The sequence below is a fragment of the Yersinia aldovae 670-83 genome, from assembly GCF_000834395.1.
GTDB lineage: Bacteria > Pseudomonadota > Gammaproteobacteria > Enterobacterales > Enterobacteriaceae > Yersinia > Yersinia aldovae.
This window is the reverse complement of record NZ_CP009781.1, coordinates 3,341,979-3,364,765: the sequence shown is the minus strand read 5'-3', so window position 1 is coordinate 3,364,765 and position 22,787 is coordinate 3,341,979. Positions and strand designations below refer to the sequence as shown.

Sequence of the window (22,787 nt, the reverse complement as noted above, 5' to 3'; positions counted from 1 at the left end):
ATCGGCACGTTTAAGCTAAAGCAGAGGTTTATCGACGAACAGCAATGGAAACACACGCTGACTGTTTTCCAATAAGTGCCGGGCAATCTCAAGCGGATCTTCCGGACGTAACTCGCACAATACGTTAAATACATCAGCCGCGCGCTCAGGCCGATTGGGTTGACCCTGAAAACCTGCCAGTGGCATATCTGGAGCGTCAGTTTCTAATAACAGTGCAGACAGGGGTAATTCAGCCATTACCTTGCGGGTTTTCTGCGCTCGCTCATAAGTAATCGTCCCACCCACGCCGATATAATAGCCCAAGCGAATAAATGCCAGTGCCTGCGACAAACTGCCAGCGAAGCCGTGTACAACACCGGTGCGGGGTAATGCCGCCTTGCGCAGTACAGAAGCCAACTGGTCGTGCGAACGCCGTGAATGCAAAATAACCGGTAAATCATACTGTTTCGCCAACGTTAGTTGAGCCTTCAATAGCGTCAACTGACGGGGATACTGTGGCTCATCCATATAGAGATCCAGGCCAATCTCCCCGACGGCCACCAGCTTTTGCGGCTTATTCATCAGGTGAGATGCCAATATCGCCAAATCTGCCTCCTGATGCTGAGCAATATAGAGTGGATGCATCCCCAACGCGGCAAACAGTGGCGGATAGTTGGCCGCCAACGCTAAAATACGGGAAAAATAAGCCGCACTAACGGCGGGCACAATCAACTGCCGGACATTAGCCTGCGCAGCACTCAGCAAGCTGGCCGTTTCTGTGCCAGTAAAGGGCGGAAAATCAAAATGACAATGGGTATCGATAAAATAGGGTGATGTCATGACGCAGAATCACCTTTGGCCTTTGCTTGATGGGCCGGCAACATAATATCCGCAGGTAGCCGCTGGGTTTTGTTCCGTGTGGTGGCGGGAATGATCAACCCGCTGTCTGTCACTGTCATGGCCGCCGGATGCAAATGCCCGGTCATTTTTTTGTTATTCGCCGATGGCATAACATCCGATGCATGAACGATATCAGATGCCGTGGCTAAATCCTCCGTTTCGATTAATTCAACCATCGCATCCGGTTGGAGAATATCTTGTGGCTGAATAAGACGGCGGGATAACGAAATCGAGGTTTTGCTGCTGTTGATGTCGGCCTGTTCCAACGGCTCGCGCGGCATGAGCCAGTGTCCGACGGTTGCCAGAAAATAACGACCACAACGGCGGCCTAAATGATAATCGCGATTCAGCGCAGCAACACGGCTCCCTAAGGCATTACTGGCGAGCGGTTTCGGCGGGAAAATCTCGAAAATCCGTAGGTCATCCGGTGGGTTCTCAATAAATTGTTGAATGCGGTGATAGCTCTGCTCGTGCTGTTGCATAATCCGCACCAATTGTTGCAAGCTACTTTCACTCAGCCAATGCTCCATCCGCTTCATCCACTGCGGCGTGTAGTAAGTCTGCGACGGCACGGTACGGATAACCACAATGGTATCCGCACCACGACGATAAGCTTCTTCAACCGGGATTGCATCGCTGATGCCGCCGTCCTGATAACTGACACCGTCTAAATCCACCCCTTGGCGATATAAACCAGGAATAGCACTGGAAGCTTTAATCGCAGACAGCCAGCTCTCTCTGGTGGGGGTGATATACGTGGGTTCGAAATCATCACTACGACAGGCACACATCAGGAATTCGCGGCCATTGCGTAACTGCTGTTCGGCATGTTCCATCGCTAAGGGGAGTTGCTGAGAAGTGATATCCACCAGCCAATCAAGATCAATGAGATGACCACCACGGACAAACCGTAGCGGATTAAAGAAATTAGCCGTTGTGGTGTAACGCGTGATAACGCGGCGGGCATAACCGGGCTGGCCACAGATAAATGCTGAAAGATTTTGCGCCCCTGCGGAGGTGCCTATCATTAAATCAAAAGGGTTAAAGCGGGCGCGTTGAAACTCGTCCAGCACTCCGGCTGTAAAAATCCCCCGCTGCCCGCCCCCTTCACACACCAACGCCATTTTTCCGGGCTGATATGGTTTATAGGCGAGTGGCTCTATATTACCGAGCGTGATAGGTATTCTGTATCCCACCATTCATCCTTCAAACGTTACAACAGGGTTCGAGAATACCCTTTCTTACCCTTTGCTGTAACCCTCTGGCGCATCTAAAGGCGCTTACGGCCTGTAAACAAACTGATGAGAAATAGAACGATACCCACGACGAAAACAACTTTGGCGGCCCATGCTGCCGTACCGGCTAGCCCACCGAAACCTAATGCCGCAGCAATTAATGCGATAACCAGAAATATAATGCCCCAGCGAAACATAAGCTTCTCCTTCCCGTTTAAAAAAATGACGTCGTAAACCTGCGTTTAAAAATCACTCTTTAACCACCTGTGTCTATTTAACAGTAGCTTATTTGACAGAAGTCGTATTATTTGGATTATTCTGGATAAATTATTTGGCTGACTTATTAGAGGGTATTTCGTGGGCTATATTGTCGCCCCCGAAATACCCATCAGCCTAATAATTAAGGCTTGATGCTCAGATCGTTTTTGACGCTTTTCACGCCATCAACGGCTTTGACAATACTTTCAGCACGGTCGGACTGGGCTTTATTTTCAACATTACCGGTCAGCAGCACCACACCATCGGTCGTTTCTACAGTGATTTTACGTGACGGTACGATGTCGTCTGCCAGTAATTTGGCTTTTATCGAACTGGTGGTCGCAGCATCACCGGCATATTCACTGACTGATTGTGATTTTTGATCTTTCACATGCAGTTTATCGCTGACAGATTTAACGCCTTCGATATTGCTGGCAATTTCAACTGCGGTCTTAGCTTCAGCCTGAGTGCCAACAAAACCACTCAAGGTAACCACACCGTGATTCGTTTCGACTGAAATATCAGTGCTTTTAAGGGATTTTTCTTCCAGCAACGCGCTTTTTACCTTCGCGGTTGCAGCACTGTCTCCCATGTAGTTATCTACTTTCTTCATGGAGCTATCGATTTTGGCACCGGTGCTGTCCACAGCGCTAGATGCTTTATTCATCATCGTGTCTTCTGCTAACACACTGCCGCTGAGAAGGGCGGAACCTAAAACAACAGCCATGACTGAACGGGAAAGTTTTGTGTTTGTCATCGATTTCTTCCTTCATTGTTATGAACCCAAACCAGAGTAACGTCTCAATTTTCGGATTCTTACTCCACCTTATATGGGTGGAAATTTAATGAATACTTTACGATTATTACAGGATAACCGACTTAAGTTTAATGCAAGTCAATCCTGCGGCTACCCAATAAAGATAGAGCATTTCAGCAAAATAACAGTCAGAATAGGATTAAAACAGGAATCTCGCATCTAAGTAGGAGTAATCTTAGAGAGAAAGTGGTGAGGGTAATTAATGAATCGGGGCACTGAGTACCCCGATAGAATGCGGCTTGCGGCTTGATTAATGTTCGCGAGTTTTACGGAAACGCACTTCCGGATAACGTTCTTGCGTAATATTGAGATTTACCATCGTTGGGGCGATATAGCTCAAATTATCACCACCGTCTAAAGCCAGGTTAAGCTCATTCTTACGTTTAAACTCTTCGAACTTCTTCACATCGTCACATTCAACCCAGCGGGCAGTCGAGACGTTAACCGATTCATACACCGCTTCCACGTTGTATTCACTTTTCAGTCGTGAAGAAACCACTTCAAACTGCAACACCCCAACCGCGCCCACAATCAGATCATTGTTGGTCAACGGGCGGAACACCTGCACAGCCCCTTCTTCTGACAACTGAACCAGCCCTTTTAATAACTGTTTCTGCCTCAGCGGGTCACGCAGACGGATACGACGGAACAATTCCGGTGCAAAGTTCGGAATACCGGTGAACTTCATGTCTTCGCCTTGCGTGAAGGTATCACCAATCTGAATCGTGCCGTGGTTATGCAAGCCAATGATATCGCCAGCAAAAGCTTCGTCAAGGTGAGAGCGGTCACCCGCCATAAAGGTCAGTGCGTCTGAAATCACCACGTCTTTTTTGGTGCGCACCTGGCGCAGCTTCATGCCTTTCTCAAAGCGGCCTGAAACTACGCGCATAAAAGCAACGCGGTCACGATGTTTCGGGTCCATATTGGCTTGAATTTTAAACACAAACCCGGTGAATTTTGGTTCAGAAGCCACCACTTCACGGGTATCGGTTTTACGCGGCATCGGGGCCGGTGCCCATTCAACCAAGCCATCCAGCATATGGTCGACACCAAAGTTGCCCAGTGCCGTGCCGAAGAATACCGGCGTTAAATCGCCCGATAAGAAGGCTTCATGCTCAAATTCATGCGACGCGCCCTGCACCAGCTCAAGCTCTTGACGGAACTGTTTAGCCAGGTCTTCACCAACCGCGATATCCAAGTCTGGATTGTTCAGCCCCTTGACGATGCGCACTTCTTGAATCGTGTGGCCCTTACCGGTCTGGTACAGGTAAGTTTCATCTTTATAAAGGTGGTAAACCCCTTTAAACAACTTACCGCAACCAATCGGCCAGGTGATGGGGGAACAAGCAATTTTCAGCTCACGTTCCACTTCATCCAGCACTTCCATCGGATCACGAATATCGCGGTCCAATTTGTTCATAAAGGTCAGAATTGGCGTATCGCGCAGACGGGTGACTTCCATCAGTTTGCGCGTCCGGTCTTCGACCCCTTTGGCGGCATCAATCACCATCAAACAGCAGTCAACCGCAGTTAAAGTACGATAGGTATCTTCGGAGAAATCTTCATGCCCCGGGGTATCGAGCAAGTTGACCAGACAACCGCCGTAAGGGAACTGCATCACTGAGGTGGTGATGGAGATACCACGTTGCTTCTCCATTTCCATCCAGTCAGATTTAGCATGATGGCTTGAGCCACGGCCTTTTACCGTACCGGCAGTCTGAATGGCGTTCCCGAAAAGTAACACTTTTTCGGTAATGGTGGTTTTACCGGCATCGGGGTGGGAAATGATCGCGAAAGTACGTCTTTTCGCAACTTCCTGTGCATATTCACTAGGAGACATAGTTTGAAATTCTACTTTTAGGCCACCCTGCTCTGTTCTTCAATCTTATTTGATATGAAGCCCAGGCAAAGCGAGGCATTGATTATGGCGCTAAGCGGTTATAGCGCGGTATTTTCCCTGATTTATGCAAGATAGACAATTTTTTCAAGATAGACGCTCGTTTTTCGAGAAAAACAGCCGTCAAAACGGCACTATCCCATCGGCAGAGCCATCATAATGGCATCCTCACGCCCATTCACACTCGGGTAATAGTTACGACGCACAGAGACTTCGTTAAAACCCAAACTCTCATACAGGGCAATGGCGCGTGCATTTGAGGCCCGGACTTCAAGCCAAAGCGTAAAAACATCACGCGCGCCTAACTGTTCAATCACATATTCAAGCAGTAAACGGCCATAACCCTGACGCTGATGCTGCGGATCAATGGCGATATTAAACAGCGTGGCTTCGTCCAAGACAATTTGGCTAATGGCGAAACCCACCATCTGCTGACCGGCACTCAACTTAACATTGAAATAACGATCACCTTGATTGCTGGCTAAGGTTTTTTCCGTCCACGGGAAAGCGTGGCTGGCTTGTTCAATTTTATACGCTGTGGCCAGATCGGCTGGCGTCAGGATAGAAATCTGCTTCATGATGACAAATCTGCTGCCAAAGTGCGCGCTTCGCGCTCGCGTCTTGATAAAGTCCGGTCAGAGCCGGGCTATGTAACTGCGCACCCACGACCGCAAGCGGTTCGCTGATACCCAATCGCCAACTGTTACACTGCGTATCTTGTGGCAACATCTCCACCTGTTCCGGCGTCAGCGCATAAGCTTGACGGGGAGTTAACCCCAGGCTGTGTAACACATCGTACAGTAAGGGGTCATCCTGTTCAGGTAACTGCTGTGCCACAATTAGCAGGCGGGTATCTTCGGGCAGACGTATTGCAATTTCACCCTGCAAAACAGCCGGGCGGCGCAATGTCCACTGCGTGATGCCTAGCTGTTGTAACAGCAAGTCTCGTCTCGATGCCATGCTATTTCCTGTCAGACTGCCCCTTAATTCGACGCTATGCTAGCAAACCCATCGAACATGCGCCAACAAACCTCTATAATCCCCGATCATATTCTTAAGGAGCCAACGACTGATGTCAGCATTAACCCCAGCCAGTGAAGTAATACTGCGCCATAGTGATGAATTTATAGCCCGCCACGTATTGTTCGCCGGTGATTTACAAGATGCGCTGCCAGCGCAGTTTGAAGCAGCCGGGATACGGGTTCACACCAATCAATATCACCACTGGCAATTACTGAGCAATACGCTGGAAGAGAATGTGCAATTCGGTCTTTTGGCGACTACCGAAATTGTGGCTAGCTGCGATACGCTGATTTACTACTGGCCAAAAAGCAAGCAAGAAGCCCAATTCCAGTTAGCCAATCTGCTTTCTCTACTGCCGGTCGGCACCGATATCTTTGTGGTGGGCGAAAACCGTAGCGGTGTACGTAGCGCAGAAGAAATGCTGTCTGATTTCGCCCAGTTGACCAAAATAGACAGTGCCCGTCGCTGTGGCTTGTATCATGGCCGTTTGGATAAGCAGCCTGAATTTGATGCCGATGCCTGGTGGGGTAGTTATCAGGTCGGTGACGTGACAGTCAAAACCTTGCCAGGTGTCTTCAGCCGTGACTCACTGGATTCAGGCAGCCATCTGTTGCTGTCTACTTTCAGCGAACCGTTTAAAGGCAGCGTGTTGGATCTCGGCTGTGGTGCCGGGGTGCTAGCCTCTGTTTTGGCGCAGCAATCGCCAAAAATCAAATGGACACTCAGCGATGTATCTGCGGCAGCTATTGAAGCCAGCCGGGCAACATTGGCGGCGAATAACATCGACGCGCAAGTGATTGCCAGCAATGTCTACACTGACATTAAAGGCCGCTTCGAGATGATTATCTCCAATCCACCGTTCCATGATGGGATTCAAACCAGCCTGACGGCGGCTGAAATGCTGATCCGAGGTGCTACCGCGCATCTGCATGTTGGCGGTAAATTGCGGATCGTGGCGAACTCGTTCTTGCCTTACCCTGCACTGTTGGATGCCGCGTTTGGCAGCCATGAAGTGCTGGCGCAAAATGGCCGTTTTAAGGTCTATCAAGCAACTGTTGGCCGCCCGCCACGAGATGCTAAGAAAAAACGTTAATATCAGGCGTTAAGATGACTCATCCCTTCCGCGCCGTAGCGTTCACCCGCTGCGGCATGGAATGGGAATACCGCATCAAGCGCCGCCAGCTCCTGCGCGCTAAGCACCACCGCTAATGCCGTCAGATTCTCTTCCAGATAAGCACGCCGTTTAGTCCCAGGGATCGGCACAATGTGTTTCCCCTGCGCCAACACCCATGCCAGTGCCAGTTGCGATGGTTTAATCCCCTTTTCGCCAGCCATTTCAACCACCGCATCAGCCAGAGCCAGATTCAGGGTAAAATTATCACCTTGAAACCGTGGGTTATGGCGACGAAAATCGTCAGCAGCCAAGTCTTCCGGGTGGCGAATAGCACCGGTTAGAAAACCTCGCCCCAGCGGGCTATAAGCCACAAAACCCACACCTAAACGTTCGCAGGCGGCCAGCACAGAACTCTCCGCATCGCGAGTCCACAGTGAGTACTCACTTTGCACCGCAGTAATCGGATGCACCTGATGGGCCTTCTCTAATGTTGCCGCTGAGACTTCACTCAACCCAATATAACGAATTTTGCCCGCAGTGACTAAATCCGCCATCGTGCCAATCACATCTTCAATTGGCACACTGGGGTCACCACGGTGCTGATAGTAAAGGTCAATAACCTCAACGCCCAGCCGCTTCAAGCTACCCTCAACCGACTGACGAATATAGTCAGGGCGGCTACTGACACCTCGCACCGTCGGGTCTGCCGGGTCACGCACGATACCAAATTTTGTCGCCAGAAAGACCTGTTCACGCTTGCCCTTAATGGCTCTTCCAACCAACTCTTCATTGGTAAACGGGCCATACATATCCGCAGTGTCCAGCAGCGTGACGCCCAACTCCAACGCCCGATGCAGCGTGGCAATGGATTCATTCACATCCTGATTGGTGGAGTAAAAATCACTCATCCCCATGCAGCCAAGCCCCAGCGCTGAGACGAGCGGGCCGTTCGAACCTAATTGACGTTGTTGCATTGTGATATTCCCCGTTAGTGATGTCAGAAGAAAGTGTGGTTGTTTAGCGAGGAAAGATAAATAATGCAGATTGCTCATCACTGTTCAAAAAACACCAACAATAGGCGGGCGCATTCATGGACCAAATACAGGCGATGCGGATATTTGTTCGCATTGTTGAATTGGGCAGTTTCAGTCGCGCAGCAGAAAAGCTGCAATTACCACGGGCAACCGTTAGCCATACCTTGAAACGACTAGAACAGCGGCTAGGGGTTCGCTTATTGGTGCGCACCACCCGACAGGTGAATATCACCGCTGAAGGCACACTGTATTACCAGCGCTGCCTGCAATTACTGTCGGCGTTTGAAGAAGCAGATTCGCTGTTCAGCCATCAGCGGCTGCAACCTGAGGGCAAAGTGCGCATTGATATGCCACATTCGCTGGCCCGTAATGTGGTCATCCCAGCGCTGAGTGATTTTTATCAGCGCTATCCACACATTACGTTAATGCTCGGGGCCAACGACAGCACCATTGATCTGATGCGTGAAGGCGTTGATTGCGTATTACGAGCCTGGCTGCCCCATGATGAGCAATTAGCGGTGCGTAATATTGGTCAGCAACCGCAAATCACCTGTGCGTCACCGGCGTATCTGGCAAAACAGGGGGTGCCAACATCGCTGGACGATTTGGCAGGTCATCAAGCGGTGGGGTATTTCTCACGCTTTCATAACCGCGATTATCCGTTGGAGTTTGTCCAGCAGGGGAAAATTGAATCCCGCGTATTACCCGGTATTTTGAGTGTCAGTGGTGCTGATGCCTATATTGCAGCCGGCGTTGCAGGTTTGGGGCTGATTCAAGCCCCCACTCCAGGTATTCAAAGCCAATTGGCACAAGGCGAGTTAATTGAAATCCTGCCCCACTGCCCTCCACCGGCGATGCCGCTGTTTATCATGTTTCCACCAGGGCGTTTTTTAGCTCCCAGAGTCAGAGTACTGATTGACTGGCTCGTTGAGTTATTCGCCCATTATCCTCCCATGCTACGAGATAGGCAGTCCGGAGTATAAAATGAAAAAAGTGCCATTAATCAAATCAATTGATCAACATATGGCGCTTTTTACAGCAAACGTCCCGCTTAGGGGAAATAAGTATTGACCTGAACGTGAAAATCTCTAGAATTCGCCTCCGTAGTTGCTATATAAAAGTCATGTTTCGGTACGCGATGGTGGCGGAATTGGTAGACGCGCTAGCTTCAGGTGTTAGTGTTCTTACGGACGTGAGGGTTCAAGTCCCTCCCTTCGCACCAAACAGTCTTTTTAAGCGACTTGTAGTATATGCCCACAGTAATGAGAGTTGCCGCTAGCACCCTTGCGGTTTCAAATACGAAAGGTATAGATTTATATTGCACAGCACATGCGATGGTGGCGGAATTGGTAGACGCGCTAGCTTCAGGTGTTAGTGTTCTTACGGACGTGAGGGTTCAAGTCCCTCCCTTCGCACCAAGCTGGTGATATAAATCCTAAGTTTCACTCTTTTCAAGATATACCCAAAATAATTGGAGTTGCAGGCAGGCGGCCAACGCACATGCAGCTTGAAGTATGACCGGTATAAGCAGTAAGAAATCATTTGGGCGATGGTGGCGGAATTGGTAGACGCGCTAGCTTCAGGTGTTAGTGTTCTTACGGACGTGAGGGTTCAAGTCCCTCCCTTCGCACCACGATGATTTCAAAACCATAGCAATCACCTGCATTTGACAATATCCCCTCAGAATTCAATCGGTTATATCAGTATATCTCGCTATGCATTAACACCGCCGTCAAACCACTTAATAGCGCCAGACATGATGGCAGCAACAGAAAATGCCGTAGCCGTGCATGATACAACATGCTAATGGTGGCCAACATAGCGAGAACTATCAGGATTCGTAACTGACCAACAGTAAGCTCAGCCCATCCCAGTAGCGGTAGCAAAGCAAAAGGCAGCAATATCCCCCACCCACTGGACATTCCACGGCTCAAGCCCCCAATAACCCCCCACGAACGGTAAGCTGCTAATCTGGCTGTAATCATAATGACAGACACCCAAGTGATAATGATAACTAATATCATATATCACTCTGTAGCAATCTGCACCATGTTGTTGTCTTCCACAGAGAGAAGTTTCAGGTTGGAAGAACGCTATTCCCAGATGGTTTTTATGGGGATAGGTCGGGTGCCTTTTCTCGATATATGTATCATTTTGCTTAGTTGATCGACATCATGATGACAGACTGGTCGAAAAATGGTAATTTTGATTAAGAAAATTCCTAAAAAAGCACCAAGACGCTTCAGAAAAAATAATTACTCAGAAAAACTATTTATCGTGATGCCTAAATAATTCGGCTTCATGAGGATATTGTTTATTTGTCTACAGACAGCACGACATTATGCAGAGTGAACTGAATATGAATAGCCATTCCTACGATCAGCTTCTTAAAAGTAAGCATCGGCTCTCTTTGCTACTCTTTCTATTCCTCAATGCATCGTCATCTATTTTTAGCATGATATTACCATCACCTAAAACACCCGCAATCACATTACCGGTTGTGCTGATCGCGATTATCAGCTTGAGTGCTGTCGCTTATTTTATTTTTATTTCGAAGAATTATGTCGATAAACTGAATTTATTTTCAATCATCATGGGTATGCTTTGGGCGTGGCAAATCATTCTCAAATACGAATATCTGGGTGGTAATGAAAATAATTACTTATTACTTAGCTTGTTTATGATTTTCTTTATCAGCACCATTGCCCTGTCTGATAACTTTCTCGCTTTTTGCCTGCACACAGCACCGTCTGCATTAACTGTTATTTTACTTGATGATTTCCAGAACATTTTCCGAATCTTATTCACGATTATGCTGCCGTTGATTGGCTTCTCTTTACATCATTTGATGCTGCGCCGTAGCGATGACTTTACCCGAAAACTGGTCGCTCGCCTCTATAATGAGAGGGAGAAATTCAGCGATTTAAGCATGATAGATCCGCTGACCAGTTTGTATAATCGCCGTGGGCTGGAAAATAAACTCGAAACGTTATTGTCCCAATCACCCGGAAATCACTACGTATTGCTGCTCGATATCGACCATTTTAAAGCCTATAACGACAACTATGGCCACACTATGGGGGATCAGGCTTTAGTGCGAGTAGCCGCAGCCATCCGTGATGCTGTGCGCTCGCGGGATATTGTGGTGCGTTATGGTGGAGAAGAGTTTCTGGTATTACTGACACATGTGAGCGAAGAGTATGCCAGCCAGTTAGCTGAACGAGTGCGGCAAAGGGTTTTAAGCCTTGATATTCCGCATGTTTTCAACCATAAAGTCTCAACGACTGTAACCTTGAGTGCCGGCATATCACCACTGCTGGCTTATGATTTGGCCTCATCACTGAAAGCCGCTGATGAAGCACTTTATCGGGCTAAAAAAGATGGCCGCAATAAAGTTGCGTTTGCCGGAAAAAAACTATCAAAAGTTGAATTGTCACCCTGAAAAAATATCAATGGCAGACTTATAGGTCTGCCTGGCTATTATTTTAGTATATTAATAGTTGAGCACAATACTCCGATATTATATTCCACTCTTATTACGTTATTAAATAGTCACATACCATAAACAACAATAAGTCTCCAAATCTTCCATAGGTAAATAAAATTTATCTGAGTGGATAGCGCCAATATTCACGTTAAAACTTTTAGTAAACAGTTTAATATCAACAAATACATTAATAATGATTATTATTCAACATCATAGATAGAGACCCAGACTCTCACTTTATGAGTCGGCAGACCCAGCCTATATCATACCTAATCGCGTTATTGTGCTATTTCATTTACCGATATTTCCTATCTGCCGGGCACTTCCTTTCCCACTTCAACAGCGCGCGTGCTCTTCTGTAAACAAGAAAGAAAGCTTCAACTTATTGAAACTATAGTTTTAAGATTAATTCACGCCTCATTTCTTCAAAGTGCGGATTACGAATCTGAAGCAGGTCAGGTTCCCATAAAGGATTCATCACCATATGGTATCCATGCCTTTTAGCCTCGGTCACAAACTCTCTCAATTCGTCCTTATTTTCTATGACACACAACTCGTCAAAACGCCCGATCCGCACTGGCAATATAAAGGTTGCCGGATAATTGGCCGCCGGATCAGAAGCAGGGCTAGAGGAGTCAACATTATGATGAATCACCTTTTCACCATCGCCGACGACTGCCTCGTTGAGGTACGGGATCATCTGACGAACGCGCTCCGATGCATTCCCAATCTCACCGTCTTCCTTGCGATAAAAACTGGCCGGGTTATCATAGTCTTGGCGTATCTCAGGCGCATCTGGCCGCTTGCTATACTTATCTATCCGTCGGCGAAATACGTGGTGCGCAACATCAGGTACGGGTAAGTTATCCTGTGAACCCAAATCACTGATATGAGGGGCTACCATCAGCAAATCATAATCGGCAGTAAAGGGTAATGCATTGATAGTAGGCGCTAATACTTCAATCGATTTGCCATTATGGAAAATCTGGTATCGAACTTCCCCCTTGCCCGATAACTTCTTCGCTTCAAATGCATAACTCTTATCGCTAAGACCTCTGGCTTGCAGGCTGAGAATTCCATCGGGGTTTTCGAGCGGAATCTGGTCTATGGCACCACTGTACAATAAAGTCTGGAGACGGCTTTGTGTCACAACCAGCGGCACAGCCACAGCATCCCCATCACTGATGCACTGCCGCACTTGTTCGTTGAATTTAGCGATGCGTTCATCTGATTCATTCTCCAACTTACTAAAACGTTGGTCTACACAGATAAAACCAGCCTGCCCACCCCAAGAGGCACTTTTTCCCTTAATATGGAAACCCTTAGTAGGATGGCCTGCTTCAATCAGCTCTGTTGCCAACCTATCTACCGGGCGAATAGCAATAATACAATTAAGTTCACAGGCGGCTCGCTGTAATCGAAGCAGATGCGCGGGAACAATACCTGTTTTATCTTTAATCAGCTCAGACTGCCTCTGAATATCAGCAGATGTAGAGGGTGTTTCGCTCACAACTTGCTTGTCTTTCCCGCTGTGATTACAAGGTATTATCGCCATGTATCTATATCCAATAATCATTCTACATTCTTCCTTAAATCAATAGGTTGTAATTATATGCAACGAATTTAATCAGAAAGCACCGTTATCATTGATTAGAGTCGCAGCACAATATGGCAACGTATAACTTATGGTTAAAAATAGCCTAACAGAGGTACCTTTCATGGTAATGAATGCCGTATTTGCAGTACCTCTTTAATGCCAAAAACCTGACAATAACACGACCAAACATGAAAGATACCTTACCAAGTAATTAATGATAATGATAATTAATATCATTTAATGCAATAAATGAATACCTGTTTCTGCCACTGTTTTTTCTTATAACAGATTATTTTATTGCTTTGCTAAACCGATTCTTCTAATTTAGCTATCAACAAAATGGGAGAAAATAGGGGTTTGTCATGGAAAATACAATTTGGGTTTTAGGCGATGCCGTTATCGATTTAGTACCTGAAAATTCAAATAGCTATCTTAAATGTCCCGGCGGCGCGCCTGCCAATGTAGCGGTTGGCATTAGCCGTTTAGGTGGAAAAAGTGCGTTTATTGGCCGTGTCGGAGACGATAGTTTTGGCCACTTTATGCAGCAAGTATTGCAACAGGAGAATGTGGATACCCGCGCTATGGCGCTGGACTCACAGCACCATACCTCAACGGTGGTCGTAGATTTAGACCAGCACGGTGAGCGCACCTTTACCTTCATGGTGACACCGAGTGCAGATCTATTCCTACAACCGACTGATTTACCAGAATTTAAACAACATCAATGGTTGCACCTATGCTCTATCGCACTGAGCCGGGAACCCTGTCGCAGCACCGCATTTGAGGCAATGCGTCGAATTAAATCTGCCGGTGGATGGGTCAGTTTTGATCCCAATATTCGTGCTGATATCTGGCGTCAACCAGAGGAACTACTCCCCTGTCTGCAACAAGCGTTGGCACTGGCAGACGTAGTAAAACTGTCATTGGAGGAGCTGAACTTTATCTGCCCTCATAACGATATCGCTACCGCGATGACGCGGTTTATGGCGGATTATTCCTGTAAGTTACTGCTGGTGACGTTGGGCGCAGAGGGCGTTTGGCTACATAACCGCCATCGTTTGCAAAAATACCCAAGCCGAAAAATCACCCCCATCGATACCACCGGGGCTGGTGACGCGTTTGTGGCCGGTCTGCTGACTGCGCTGGCGCAGTCCCCCCATTGGTATCAAGGTATAGATCTGGCTGCGGTTATCGATCAAGCACAAGCCTGTGGTGCGCTGGCGACCACCGCTAAAGGGGCGATGACAGCCTTACCCAATGCCACAGCGCTGGCGCATTTCCTGCAACTTAATCCTTAATCCTTTAATTCCTCACCGGGTGCTCAAAAATAGCGTCCGGCTCGCCCTCTTGTGCCTTTTCTCCGTGACAAAATCATTCAATCTGTAGCTTGGATCACATTGGCTGAATCGGGTTAGCAAAATGTTTTGCTAATCGGAAATAATCTCCCTAATGTTAGCCCAGAAAAACCGGTTTAGCTATTTAGCAAAAATACAATCAATCACATACCGAGTGATATAAAAATGATGATAAAACCAAGCTATCTTGCTGTATCAATAGGACTTATTCTTTCTTATACAGCCACAACAACTTTAGCAGCCTCACCATCTTCAGTTTCAAATAGTGATATCGAAGCCCGCCTTAATGCGTTGGAGCAGCGATTGCAACACGCAGAGCAACGTGCGAAAAATGCAGAAGTACGCGCCGAAATTGCTGAAAAACAGGCACAAAAACTAGAAACCAGAACGCAGCAAGCGGAAGAGAAAATCGTTCAGGTTGCTAAACGTACAGAGCCGTTAGAAAGTAAAACGCAGGGCGATAACGGTTTTGAATTCCACGGTTATGCCCGTTCCGGCCTGCTGATGAATGACTCCGGCACCGGGACACAGGGTGGCCCTTATGTGTCACCGGCAGGTAGCACCGGTGGGGCGATTGGTCGTTTAGGCAATGAACCCGATACCTATGTTGAAGTGAATCTGGAGAAAAAGCAGCGGCTGGAAAACGGTGCAACAACCCGCTTTAAAGTCATGATGGCTGATGGTCAACGCAGCTACAACGACTGGACCGCAGACAGCAGTGATCTCAATATACGTCAGGCATTTGTTGAGTTGGGTACCCTCCCTACTTTTAATGGCATTTTCAAAGACAGTACCCTGTGGGCCGGTAAGCGTTTTGACCGTGATAACTTTGATATTCACTGGCTGGATTCGGACGTGGTGTTCCTCGCCGGTACTGGGGGCGGTATCTATGACATCAAATGGACAGATAATCTGAAGAGCAACTTCTCGTTGTATGGCCGAAACTACGGCGAAATCGAGAATGTGAATAGTGATATTCAGAGCTATATTTTCAGCGCTAATAACTATTCCGGCCCATTCCAGTGGATGGTCAGCGGGTTGCGCGCCAAAGATAACGAGGCTCGGCAAAATAGCGGTGAAACGGTCAATACACATGCAGCAGATAAAGGTATCCACAGCATGTTGGCTTACCACGGCGACAGCTTCTATGGCCTGCGCGACGGTACTTCGAAAACGGCGTTGCTCTACGGCCGCGGCTTGGGGGCTGAAGTTAAATCTATTGGTGCCGATGGTAATCTGACCAGCGGCGCAGATACCTGGCGTTTAGCCACTTACGGCACCACCGCGCTGAGTAAAAACTGGCGGCTGGCCCCAGCGATACTGGCGCAGCAAAGCCAAGATCGCTACGTCGAGGGCGACAGCTATAAGTGGGTGACATTCAACGCCCGTCTCATTCAGGAAATCACGGAAAACTTCGCGTTGGCTTATGAAGGCAGTTATCAATACATGAATCTGGAGCCACAAGGCTATAAGGATTATCACAAAGTTAGCGGCGGTTTCTATAAATTGACCTTCGCGCCGACCTTTAAAGCCGGTGATATCAGTAACTTCTTCAGCCGCCCAGAACTACGTGTCTTTGCCACTTATATGGATTGGAGCCGCGATCTGGATAACTACGCCAAAGATGATGCTTTCGGTAAAAATGACTTTGCGGCTGGCGGGCAATGGAACTTCGGCATCCAGATGGAAACCTGGTTCTAACCCCTTCCCACGGTGGGAAACAACAACCAATACAACCTGCGGCCACAGCGACGCTCGGCACGCAGGAATTGGAATGCATTTGCGAGGGATATAATGAATATCAATGAGACCGTAAAGGCTCTGCTGCCATTGCTGGGTGATAGAGAGAATATCGTCAGCGCAGCACACTGTGCCACTCGCCTGCGTTTGGTTTTAGCCGATGACTCTTTGGTGCAAAAATCGGCAATAGAAAAACTTGATGGCGTCAAAGGTTGTTTCAGTAATGCAGGGCAATTACAGGTCATTTTCGGCACCGGATTAGTCAATAAAGTGTATGCCGAATTTATTAAAGTAGCAGATATAAACGAAGCCAGTAAATCTGAAGCCGCCGATGCGGCAGCGCGGAAACTGAATCCTTTTCAGCGTATTGCTCGCCTGCTATCCAATATTTTTGTCCCGATAATTCCAGCTATCGTGGCATCCGGCCTGTTAATGGGCTTGCTTGGCATGGTGAAAACCTATGGCTGGGCCGATGCCGACAGCGCGCTGTTTATCATGTTGGACATGTTCAGCTCCGCCGCCTTTATCATCCTGCCGATCTTAATTGGTTTTACCGCAGCTAAAGAGTTTGGCGGCAACCCTTATCTGGGCGCGACACTGGGCGGTATTCTGACTCACCCTGCGTTGACGAATGCCTGGGGCGTCGCGGGCGGTTTCCATACCATGAGTTTCTTTGGCATGGAGGTGGCGATGATTGGCTATCAGGGCACCGTGTTCCCGGTGCTTCTGGCGGTGTGGTTTATGAGTCTGTTGGAAAAACGCCTGCGCAAAATGATCCCGGATGCGCTGGACTTGATTCTCACGCCCTTTCTGACCGTGATCATTACCGGTTTCGTTGCGCTGTTATTCATCGGCCCTGCCGGTCGGGTGCTGGGTGATGGTATCTCGCTGCTACTCAGCACACTGATTACTCACGCCGGATGGCTGGCCGGGTTGCTCTTTGGCGGCCTCTATTCCGTCATCGTAATAACCGGTATCCACCACAGCTTTCATGCTATCGAAGCCGGGCTGCTGGGTAACCCGAATATCGGTGTTAACTTCCTGCTGCCAATTTGGTCGATGGCAAATGTGGCGCAGGGGGGAGCTTGCCTGGCGGTTTACTTTAAAACCCGCGATGCCAAAATCAAAGCCATTGCCATCCCATCAGCATTCTCTGCCATGTTAGGGATCACTGAAGCGGCAATTTTTGGTATTAACTTGCGTTTTATCAAGCCGTTCCTCGCTGCACTGGCTGGGGGGGCATTAGGAGGGGCATGGGTGGTGGCGAATCATGTCAACATGACGGCGGTGGGCTTAACCGGTATCCCAGGCATTGCTATCGTGCAAGGCAGTTCAATTATTCACTATCTGATTGGATTGGTAATAGCCTTCGGTACGGCATTTATTATCTCTCTGCTACTTAAATACAAAACGGACAGCGAATAATGCAAGAAGCCCGTTTGTTGAAACATCTCACGCTGGCAGTGATGCGCGGTCAGGTTCGCGCATCGCAAGACCCGCATCGACCAGAATGGCATCTGTCACCAGTTATTGGCTTGCTGAATGACCCAAATGGGTTCATTTATCATGCTGGTTACTATCATTTATTTTACCAATGGAACCCGCTGGATTGCCGCCACGGTAGCAAATATTGGGGCCATTGGCGCAGTACCGATCTGGTTCACTGGGAACATCAACCTGTGGCGCTGGTTCCCAGTGAGGAATACGAAAGTCACGGCTGTTATTCTGGTTCTGCCGTTATTGTCGGGGGGCGTATCACCCTAATTTATACCGGTAATGTGAAATATCCCGATGGTTCTCGCACCGCGTTTCAATGTCTGGCGCAGGAGAATTCACAGGGTGAATTCGACAAGCTGGGACCGATATTGCCCCTCCCCGCAGGCTATACCGGCCATGTCCGTGATCCGAAAGTGTGGCGGCATGACGGCCAGTGGTACATGGTGTTAGGCGCGCAGGATAGGCTGATGCAGGGCAAAGTGCTGCTGTTGCGTTCTGATGATTTGCATCAATGGCATAACTTGGGGGAAATCGCCGGTTCCGGCCTTGGCGGGCTAGGGCCGTTCGGCTATATGTGGGAATGCCCCGACCTGTTCACATTAAGCGGTCAGGAGGTGCTTCTCTTCTGCCCCCAGGGGCTTCCTGCTAAGGCCGAGCGCTGCCGTAATACCTTTCAGGCCGGTTATCTGCTGGGCAAATTAGATTATATGCAAGCACAGTTCAGCCATCAGGATTTCCACGAGTTAGATGCCGGTTTCGAATTTTACGCGCCACAAACTACCCTGGCGGCCGATGGCCGCCGCCTGCTGTTCGCCTGGATGGGCATTCCGGATGAAGATGAGCTGTATAAACCGACGGTCGCTTATGGCTGGATACATACCATGACCTGCCCACGCGAGCTGAGTTTAGTTAATGGGAAGGTTATCCAACAGCCGGCCCGCGAATTGCAAGTATTACGTCGGGAACCGTGCCAATGGCAAGGCAGCGCTACAGACGCCCCCGCGCTGCCCATCAGCAGTGCCGAAATCATCGTGGATATCACTGCCCCCTTTGTTCTTGAATTGGGCGGTACATTAGTACTGGAATGGGATGGCGAGCGTATCACCCTAAGCCGTCGCAATTTGCGCACTGGATTGCAGGAATCCCGCTACTGGCGCGGTAATTTGCAACAATTACAACTGTTGTGCGATCGTTGCAGCATAGAAATCTTTATCAATCAGGGCGAGGGGGTGATGACCTGTAGTTACTTCCCGAGCGGGCAACCACACGCCATCTTCAAAGGAAATGCCGAACTGTGTCTGCAACACTGGTTGTTGTCTTCGCCCATGTTAGAATGAGTTATCTTTCAAGGCGACCGATGCACCCTGTGAAAAATCATAAACGAATTACCATTAATGATATTGCTAAACTGGCGGGGGTGTCGAAATCGACCACCAGTCTGGTGCTCAATGGGCGTAGTAAGGAATATCGTGTTTCAGACGAAACGCGGGATCGTATTATTGCGTTAGCTAATGAACATAACTATCAGCCCAGCTTTCACGCCCGCTCACTGCGTTCAACCCGGAGCCACACTCTGGGTTTCGTGGTGCCAGAGATGACCAACCACGGCTTCGCGCTGATTTCCCGCGAGCTGGAAATGCGGTGTCGCGAAGCCGGGCTGCAACTGCTGATCGCCTGTACCGATGAGAATCCCGGTCAGGAGATGATGGCAGTGAACAGCCTGGTACAACGTCAGGTAGATGGCCTGATTGTCGCCTCCAGCCAGCTCAATGACGCTGAATATCAAAAAATTAATGCCCGTCTGCCGGTCGTCCAGATGGACCGGTTGATTGGTGAATCAGACTTGCCGCTGGTTATCACTGACTCTGTCGCTTCAACGGCCACATTGGTTGAAAATATCGCGCGCCAGCATCCTGATGAATTTTACTTTCTCGGCGGCCAGCCACGAATCTCCCCTACCCGTGACCGCTTAGCCGGTTTCCAGTTAGGGTTACAACAAGCTGGCGTTGAGTGCCGCCCGGAATGGCTCCTTAATGGGCATTATCTGCCAAGCTCCGGTTATGAAATGATAGCCCAACTCTGCGCGCAACTAGGCCGCCCGCCGAAAGCGGTGTTTACCGCCGCCTGTGGCTTATTGGAAGGGGTGTTACGTTACCTCAATCAACATCAGCTAATGGGCAGCGACATTCATCTGTGCAGTTTCGACGATCACTATCTGTTTGATTGCTTGCCGCTGAGAATAGATACCATCGCTCAGGATTGTCAGGGCTTGGCACGTCATAGCTTCGAGATGGTCACTGCCTTGATCGACGAGACGCCATTGGCACAAAACCGGCTGATTCTGCCGGGTCAAATTCATTGGCGGCATCCGGGTTCCAAAGCGCTCAATGAGTAACACGAGGCTACCTGCCACCACCCCCGCGCTGGCGGGATCCTGGCAGCGCTGCCAGAAACTGATGCAGGCTCAGCAATGGCGCGCGCCCCACCGGGCTGCGGGCGCGACATTTCAGTCTATTTGTCAGCGTAAAAATGACTTGTTGGTGCTCGGGCAGGCCGCATTGGAAGATGCCTACGAATACATGGAATCACGTCATTGCGTACTGCTGATTCTGGATGAAAGTGGCTGTACCTTGTGGCAATGCGGTCACCCGCAAACTCTAAATCAGTTACGTGAATTGGGTATTGATTGCGGCAGTTACTGGGCTGAAGGGCTGATCGGCACCAATGCTCCGGCGTTGGCGATTGCTGAAGGCAATCCGATACAAGTCAGTGGGCAGCAGCATTTTAAGCAGGCGCTGCATTCGTGGCAATTTTGCGCCACGCCAGTCTATGATAACAGTGGCCGTCAACAGGCCGTAATCGTTTTGGGCAGCAAGCTGGTAGATAACGCCGCCAGTGACCTGCCGCTGACATTAGCCATTGCCCGCGAAATTGGCAATTATCTTCACGCCGACTCCCTGCTGGCAGAAACCAACCGTCATTTAAATGAACTCAATGCCCTGCTCGATGGGGTTGAAGATGGGGTTATGGCGTGGGATCAGCGCGGCTGCCTGTTGTATCTCAATCGTCGCGCTGCCGCCATTTTACAACTCGATGAAACCAATAGTTTAGGTAAGCCGGTCACCGATTTACTCACCTTGCCCGCGTTACTGACCCAGGCTATTTTGCATCGCAACCCACTTAGCCATGTGGAAGTCACTTTTGAAAATCAGCAGCAATTTATTTCCGCGCTGCTAACGCTCAAACCCATTCCAGACGGTGACCGTTGCGGTTTCATTGCCTTACTGCATCCGCAAGAATTACTGAGGCGAATGGTTCATAGCCAATTAGGGCGAGCCAGCTATACATTTGATGACATGCCGGTAGCCTCGCTGGAGATGCGCCGCTTGGTTCGTTATGGCAAGCAAGCAGCTAAAGGCCGTCACCCGATTTTACTGCACGGCGAAGAAGGCGTGGGTAAGCAACAACTGGGGCAGGCAATCCATAATGCCAGTGATCGCGCTGATGGCCCTTATATCGTATTGAATTGTCAGGCATTACCGCAAAATCTTATGGCGCGGGAATTTCTTGGTAGTGACGCCATCGAAGGGGAATCGGGCCAACCCAGTAAATTTGAGCTGGCTAACGGCGGTACACTGTACCTGGAGCAGGTCGAATATCTGTCGCCAGAGATGCAATCTGCGCTGCTGCAAATCGTTAAAACCGGCATGGTCATGCGGATTAACTCCAATCGGGTGATCCCAGTCGATGTGCGAATTATTACCGCCACCGGTGCAGACCTGCCGCTATTGGTGAAACAAGGCCATTTTCGCCGCCAGTTGTTCTATACGCTGCAATCTTTTGAATTACATATTCCGCCGCTGCGCCAACGCCAACAGGATATCCCACTGCTGGTACAACATACGCTGGCGAGCTTAGGGCAGCACTTCCACTGCCAGTATCAACCAGATGACAGCGTTATGCGCCAGTTGCGTCAATATCCGTGGCCGGGTAACGATCAAGAGCTGAAAAGCGTGGTAGAGCGAGCGGCAATGGCCTGTCGCAATAACAGCATCCATCTCAACGACTTGCCGGAACACCTGCTGGGGGAAAAACTGCTGCTGGAACCTGATATGCCACAACCTCAACCTGTATTATCGCTGCAAGAACTGGAAAGGCAGGCCATTATTCGGGCGGCGCTGGTGTGCCAGGGCCAGCTTAATGAAATGGCAACCTTATTGGGAATCGGCCGTACCACATTGTGGCGAAAAGTAACTCTTCACCGGCTTGATATCAGCCAATTTAAGGGCGGCGAATCATTATCGACTTAGAAGTTAATAAATCGTCCAATTCGGGAAAATTATAAATAAAGTGAACACTTATAGCTGGAGCACTGGATCATTTTCTCAATCAGCTATTAAATACCACCAACCTGTAAAGTGTTATATTTAACTTAGTCGGTACAGTGATATCACTGTAAGGGAAGTAAATATCACTGCAATTTTAGGTAATAATATCGCAACGATAAAATATCGGTTCCAAAAGTGAAATCGACGTGACTATTGATATCCCCATCCAAGAAATAATTTCGGCTGCAATACTATTATCCTGCGCATCCTGATAACTCGCTGGATTTATCACTTCTTTAGCTAAAAATAACGCTACTGTTAGATTCTCTCTCAATTCTCTCTAATCGCTGTAACTCTCGGTTCAAAATTGTTGATAGACTATTTCTTAAATCTTATAGCTAACAGGTAAACTTAAATTAGACTGATTACCTATACTATTTAGCTAGTTCTGTAAGTTCGCACGTCACTCACCCATAAAGATTGATTAAATATAATTCGCTTAATATCCAGATCCGTATACTTTATA

19 protein-coding genes and 3 tRNA genes are annotated in these 22,787 nt (G+C 48.6%); 12 read left to right on the top strand and 10 right to left on the bottom strand.

Translation table 11 applies throughout. From position 1 onward, the window contains the following. Nucleotides 1-15: 15 nt before the first annotated feature. From AT01_RS15220 to AT01_RS15195, 7 genes are all read right to left on the bottom strand, one after another. Entirely contained in the window at nt 16-819 is an 804-nt protein-coding gene (locus AT01_RS15220; RefSeq protein WP_042547733.1) for a TatD family hydrolase, read from the bottom strand. Continuing rightward, the gene (locus tag AT01_RS15215) at nt 816-2,078 is read right to left on the bottom strand and encodes a patatin-like phospholipase family protein (RefSeq protein WP_042547732.1); all 1,263 of its coding nucleotides are present in this window, start codon (nt 2,076-2,078) and stop codon (nt 816-818) included. The genes AT01_RS15220 and AT01_RS15215 overlap by 4 nt, the downstream gene beginning before the upstream one ends. 71 nt (nt 2,079-2,149) lie before the next feature. Beyond that, on the bottom strand, nt 2,150-2,311 hold the full coding sequence (locus AT01_RS20985; RefSeq protein WP_004701908.1) for a DUF1328 domain-containing protein: 162 nt from the start codon (nt 2,309-2,311) through the stop codon (nt 2,150-2,152). A 203-nt stretch (nt 2,312-2,514) separates the two neighbouring features. Then, nucleotides 2,515-3,129 carry a molecular chaperone OsmY gene (gene osmY, locus AT01_RS15210; RefSeq protein WP_042547731.1) on the bottom strand — a complete coding sequence of 205 codons (615 nt, stop codon included), beginning with the start codon at nt 3,127-3,129 and terminating at the stop codon, nt 2,515-2,517. A 310-nt stretch (nt 3,130-3,439) separates the two neighbouring features. Then, the gene (gene prfC, locus AT01_RS15205; protein WP_004701905.1) at nt 3,440-5,029 is read right to left on the bottom strand and encodes a peptide chain release factor 3; all 1,590 of its coding nucleotides are present in this window, start codon (nt 5,027-5,029) and stop codon (nt 3,440-3,442) included. A gap of 191 nt (nt 5,030-5,220) precedes the next feature. Next, nucleotides 5,221-5,664, bottom strand: coding sequence for a ribosomal protein S18-alanine N-acetyltransferase (gene rimI / locus AT01_RS15200; protein ID WP_042547730.1), 444 nt, complete (start codon nt 5,662-5,664; stop codon nt 5,221-5,223). After that, nucleotides 5,615-6,046: a DNA polymerase III subunit psi gene (locus AT01_RS15195; protein WP_042547729.1), complete on the bottom strand. Its 432-nt coding sequence runs from the start codon at nt 6,044-6,046 to the stop codon at nt 5,615-5,617. Before AT01_RS15195 ends, rimI begins: the two co-directional genes overlap by 50 nt. 112 nt (nt 6,047-6,158) lie before the next feature. On the opposite strand from AT01_RS15195, the gene rsmC reads away from it, so the two are divergent. After that, entirely contained in the window at nt 6,159-7,202 is a 1,044-nt protein-coding gene (gene rsmC / locus AT01_RS15190) for a 16S rRNA (guanine(1207)-N(2))-methyltransferase RsmC (protein ID WP_042547728.1), read from the top strand. Nucleotides 7,203-7,204: 2 nt separating this feature from the next. Here the strand turns inward: rsmC and AT01_RS15185 are convergent, their stop codons facing one another. Then, nucleotides 7,205-8,197: an aldo/keto reductase gene (locus AT01_RS15185; protein WP_042547727.1), complete on the bottom strand. Its 993-nt coding sequence runs from the start codon at nt 8,195-8,197 to the stop codon at nt 7,205-7,207. 116 nt (nt 8,198-8,313) lie between these two features. Here AT01_RS15185 and AT01_RS15180 point away from each other — a divergent pair, with 116 nt between their 5' ends. The 4 genes from AT01_RS15180 (at nt 8,314) to AT01_RS15165 (ending at nt 9,890) form a co-directional block, all read left to right on the top strand. After that, nucleotides 8,314-9,240 carry a LysR family transcriptional regulator gene (locus AT01_RS15180; protein ID WP_042547726.1) on the top strand — a complete coding sequence of 309 codons (927 nt, stop codon included), beginning with the start codon at nt 8,314-8,316 and terminating at the stop codon, nt 9,238-9,240. Nucleotides 9,241-9,392: 152 nt separating this feature from the next. Beyond that, nucleotides 9,393-9,479, top strand: a tRNA-Leu gene (locus tag AT01_RS15175). Nucleotides 9,480-9,588: 109 nt separating this feature from the next. Further along, nucleotides 9,589-9,675 (top strand) — tRNA-Leu (locus tag AT01_RS15170). Between the two features lie 128 nt (nt 9,676-9,803). Continuing rightward, nucleotides 9,804-9,890: transfer RNA gene (locus tag AT01_RS15165), tRNA-Leu, on the top strand. A gap of 67 nt (nt 9,891-9,957) precedes the next feature. Here AT01_RS15165 and AT01_RS15160 read toward each other — a convergent pair. Then, on the bottom strand, nt 9,958-10,242 hold the full coding sequence (locus tag AT01_RS15160; protein ID WP_042548656.1) for a DUF1435 family protein: 285 nt from the start codon (nt 10,240-10,242) through the stop codon (nt 9,958-9,960). A gap of 356 nt (nt 10,243-10,598) precedes the next feature. On the opposite strand from AT01_RS15160, the gene AT01_RS15155 reads away from it, so the two are divergent. Beyond that, complete coding sequence (locus AT01_RS15155; RefSeq protein WP_042547725.1) at nt 10,599-11,699, top strand: GGDEF domain-containing protein; 1,101 nt, start codon at nt 10,599-10,601, stop codon at nt 11,697-11,699. 436 nt (nt 11,700-12,135) lie between these two features. Here the strand turns inward: AT01_RS15155 and AT01_RS15150 are convergent, their stop codons facing one another. Then, nucleotides 12,136-13,320: a CyaA/EF/ExoY family adenylyl cyclase toxin gene (locus AT01_RS15150; RefSeq protein ID WP_235427153.1), complete on the bottom strand. Its 1,185-nt coding sequence runs from the start codon at nt 13,318-13,320 to the stop codon at nt 12,136-12,138. A gap of 383 nt (nt 13,321-13,703) precedes the next feature. On the opposite strand from AT01_RS15150, the gene AT01_RS15145 reads away from it, so the two are divergent. From AT01_RS15145 to dhaR, 6 genes are all read left to right on the top strand, one after another. After that, a complete protein-coding gene (locus AT01_RS15145) occupies nt 13,704-14,639 on the top strand; it encodes an aminoimidazole riboside kinase (RefSeq protein WP_042547723.1) in 936 nt (311 codons plus the stop codon). Nucleotides 14,640-14,861: 222 nt separating this feature from the next. After that, nucleotides 14,862-16,397, top strand: coding sequence for a carbohydrate porin (locus tag AT01_RS15140; RefSeq protein ID WP_071841533.1), 1,536 nt, complete (start codon nt 14,862-14,864; stop codon nt 16,395-16,397). Nucleotides 16,398-16,490: 93 nt separating this feature from the next. Beyond that, nucleotides 16,491-17,861, top strand: a complete 1,371-nt coding sequence (locus AT01_RS15135) for a sucrose-specific PTS transporter subunit IIBC (protein WP_042547722.1) — start codon at nt 16,491-16,493, stop codon at nt 17,859-17,861. Further along, nucleotides 17,861-19,270: a sucrose-6-phosphate hydrolase gene (locus AT01_RS15130; protein WP_042547721.1), complete on the top strand. Its 1,410-nt coding sequence runs from the start codon at nt 17,861-17,863 to the stop codon at nt 19,268-19,270. Before AT01_RS15135 ends, AT01_RS15130 begins: the two co-directional genes overlap by 1 nt. Nucleotides 19,271-19,299: 29 nt before the next feature. Then, nucleotides 19,300-20,328, top strand: a complete 1,029-nt coding sequence (locus AT01_RS15125) for a LacI family DNA-binding transcriptional regulator (RefSeq protein ID WP_082039774.1) — start codon at nt 19,300-19,302, stop codon at nt 20,326-20,328. Then, entirely contained in the window at nt 20,321-22,243 is a 1,923-nt protein-coding gene (gene dhaR / locus AT01_RS15120) for a dihydroxyacetone kinase operon transcriptional regulator DhaR (protein ID WP_042547719.1), read from the top strand. Before AT01_RS15125 ends, dhaR begins: the two co-directional genes overlap by 8 nt. Nucleotides 22,244-22,787 lie beyond the last annotated feature (544 nt).

Bases quoted from the DNA above. Each gene is read 5' to 3' on its own strand.
- AT01_RS15220 (WP_042547733.1), bottom strand. From the start codon at position 819: ATGACATCACCCTATTTTATCGATACCCATTGTCATTTTGATTTTCCG.
- AT01_RS15215 (WP_042547732.1), bottom strand. From the start codon at position 2,078: ATGGTGGGATACAGAATACCTATCACGCTCGGTAATATAGAGCCACTC.
- AT01_RS20985 (WP_004701908.1), bottom strand. From the start codon at position 2,311: ATGTTTCGCTGGGGCATTATATTTCTGGTTATCGCATTAATTGCTGCG.
- osmY (WP_042547731.1), bottom strand. From the start codon at position 3,129: ATGACAAACACAAAACTTTCCCGTTCAGTCATGGCTGTTGTTTTAGGT.
- prfC (WP_004701905.1), bottom strand. From the start codon at position 5,029: ATGTCTCCTAGTGAATATGCACAGGAAGTTGCGAAAAGACGTACTTTC.
- rimI (WP_042547730.1), bottom strand. From the start codon at position 5,664: ATGAAGCAGATTTCTATCCTGACGCCAGCCGATCTGGCCACAGCGTAT.
- AT01_RS15195 (WP_042547729.1), bottom strand. From the start codon at position 6,046: ATGGCATCGAGACGAGACTTGCTGTTACAACAGCTAGGCATCACGCAG.
- rsmC (WP_042547728.1), top strand. From the start codon at position 6,159: ATGTCAGCATTAACCCCAGCCAGTGAAGTAATACTGCGCCATAGTGAT.
- AT01_RS15185 (WP_042547727.1), bottom strand. From the start codon at position 8,197: ATGCAACAACGTCAATTAGGTTCGAACGGCCCGCTCGTCTCAGCGCTG.
- AT01_RS15180 (WP_042547726.1), top strand. From the start codon at position 8,314: ATGGACCAAATACAGGCGATGCGGATATTTGTTCGCATTGTTGAATTG.
- AT01_RS15160 (WP_042548656.1), bottom strand. From the start codon at position 10,242: ATGATTACAGCCAGATTAGCAGCTTACCGTTCGTGGGGGGTTATTGGG.
- AT01_RS15155 (WP_042547725.1), top strand. From the start codon at position 10,599: ATGCAGAGTGAACTGAATATGAATAGCCATTCCTACGATCAGCTTCTT.
- AT01_RS15150 (WP_235427153.1), bottom strand. From the start codon at position 13,320: ATGATTATTGGATATAGATACATGGCGATAATACCTTGTAATCACAGC.
- AT01_RS15145 (WP_042547723.1), top strand. From the start codon at position 13,704: ATGGAAAATACAATTTGGGTTTTAGGCGATGCCGTTATCGATTTAGTA.
- AT01_RS15140 (WP_071841533.1), top strand. From the start codon at position 14,862: ATGATGATAAAACCAAGCTATCTTGCTGTATCAATAGGACTTATTCTT.
- AT01_RS15135 (WP_042547722.1), top strand. From the start codon at position 16,491: ATGAATATCAATGAGACCGTAAAGGCTCTGCTGCCATTGCTGGGTGAT.
- AT01_RS15130 (WP_042547721.1), top strand. From the start codon at position 17,861: ATGCAAGAAGCCCGTTTGTTGAAACATCTCACGCTGGCAGTGATGCGC.
- dhaR (WP_042547719.1), top strand. From the start codon at position 20,321: ATGAGTAACACGAGGCTACCTGCCACCACCCCCGCGCTGGCGGGATCC.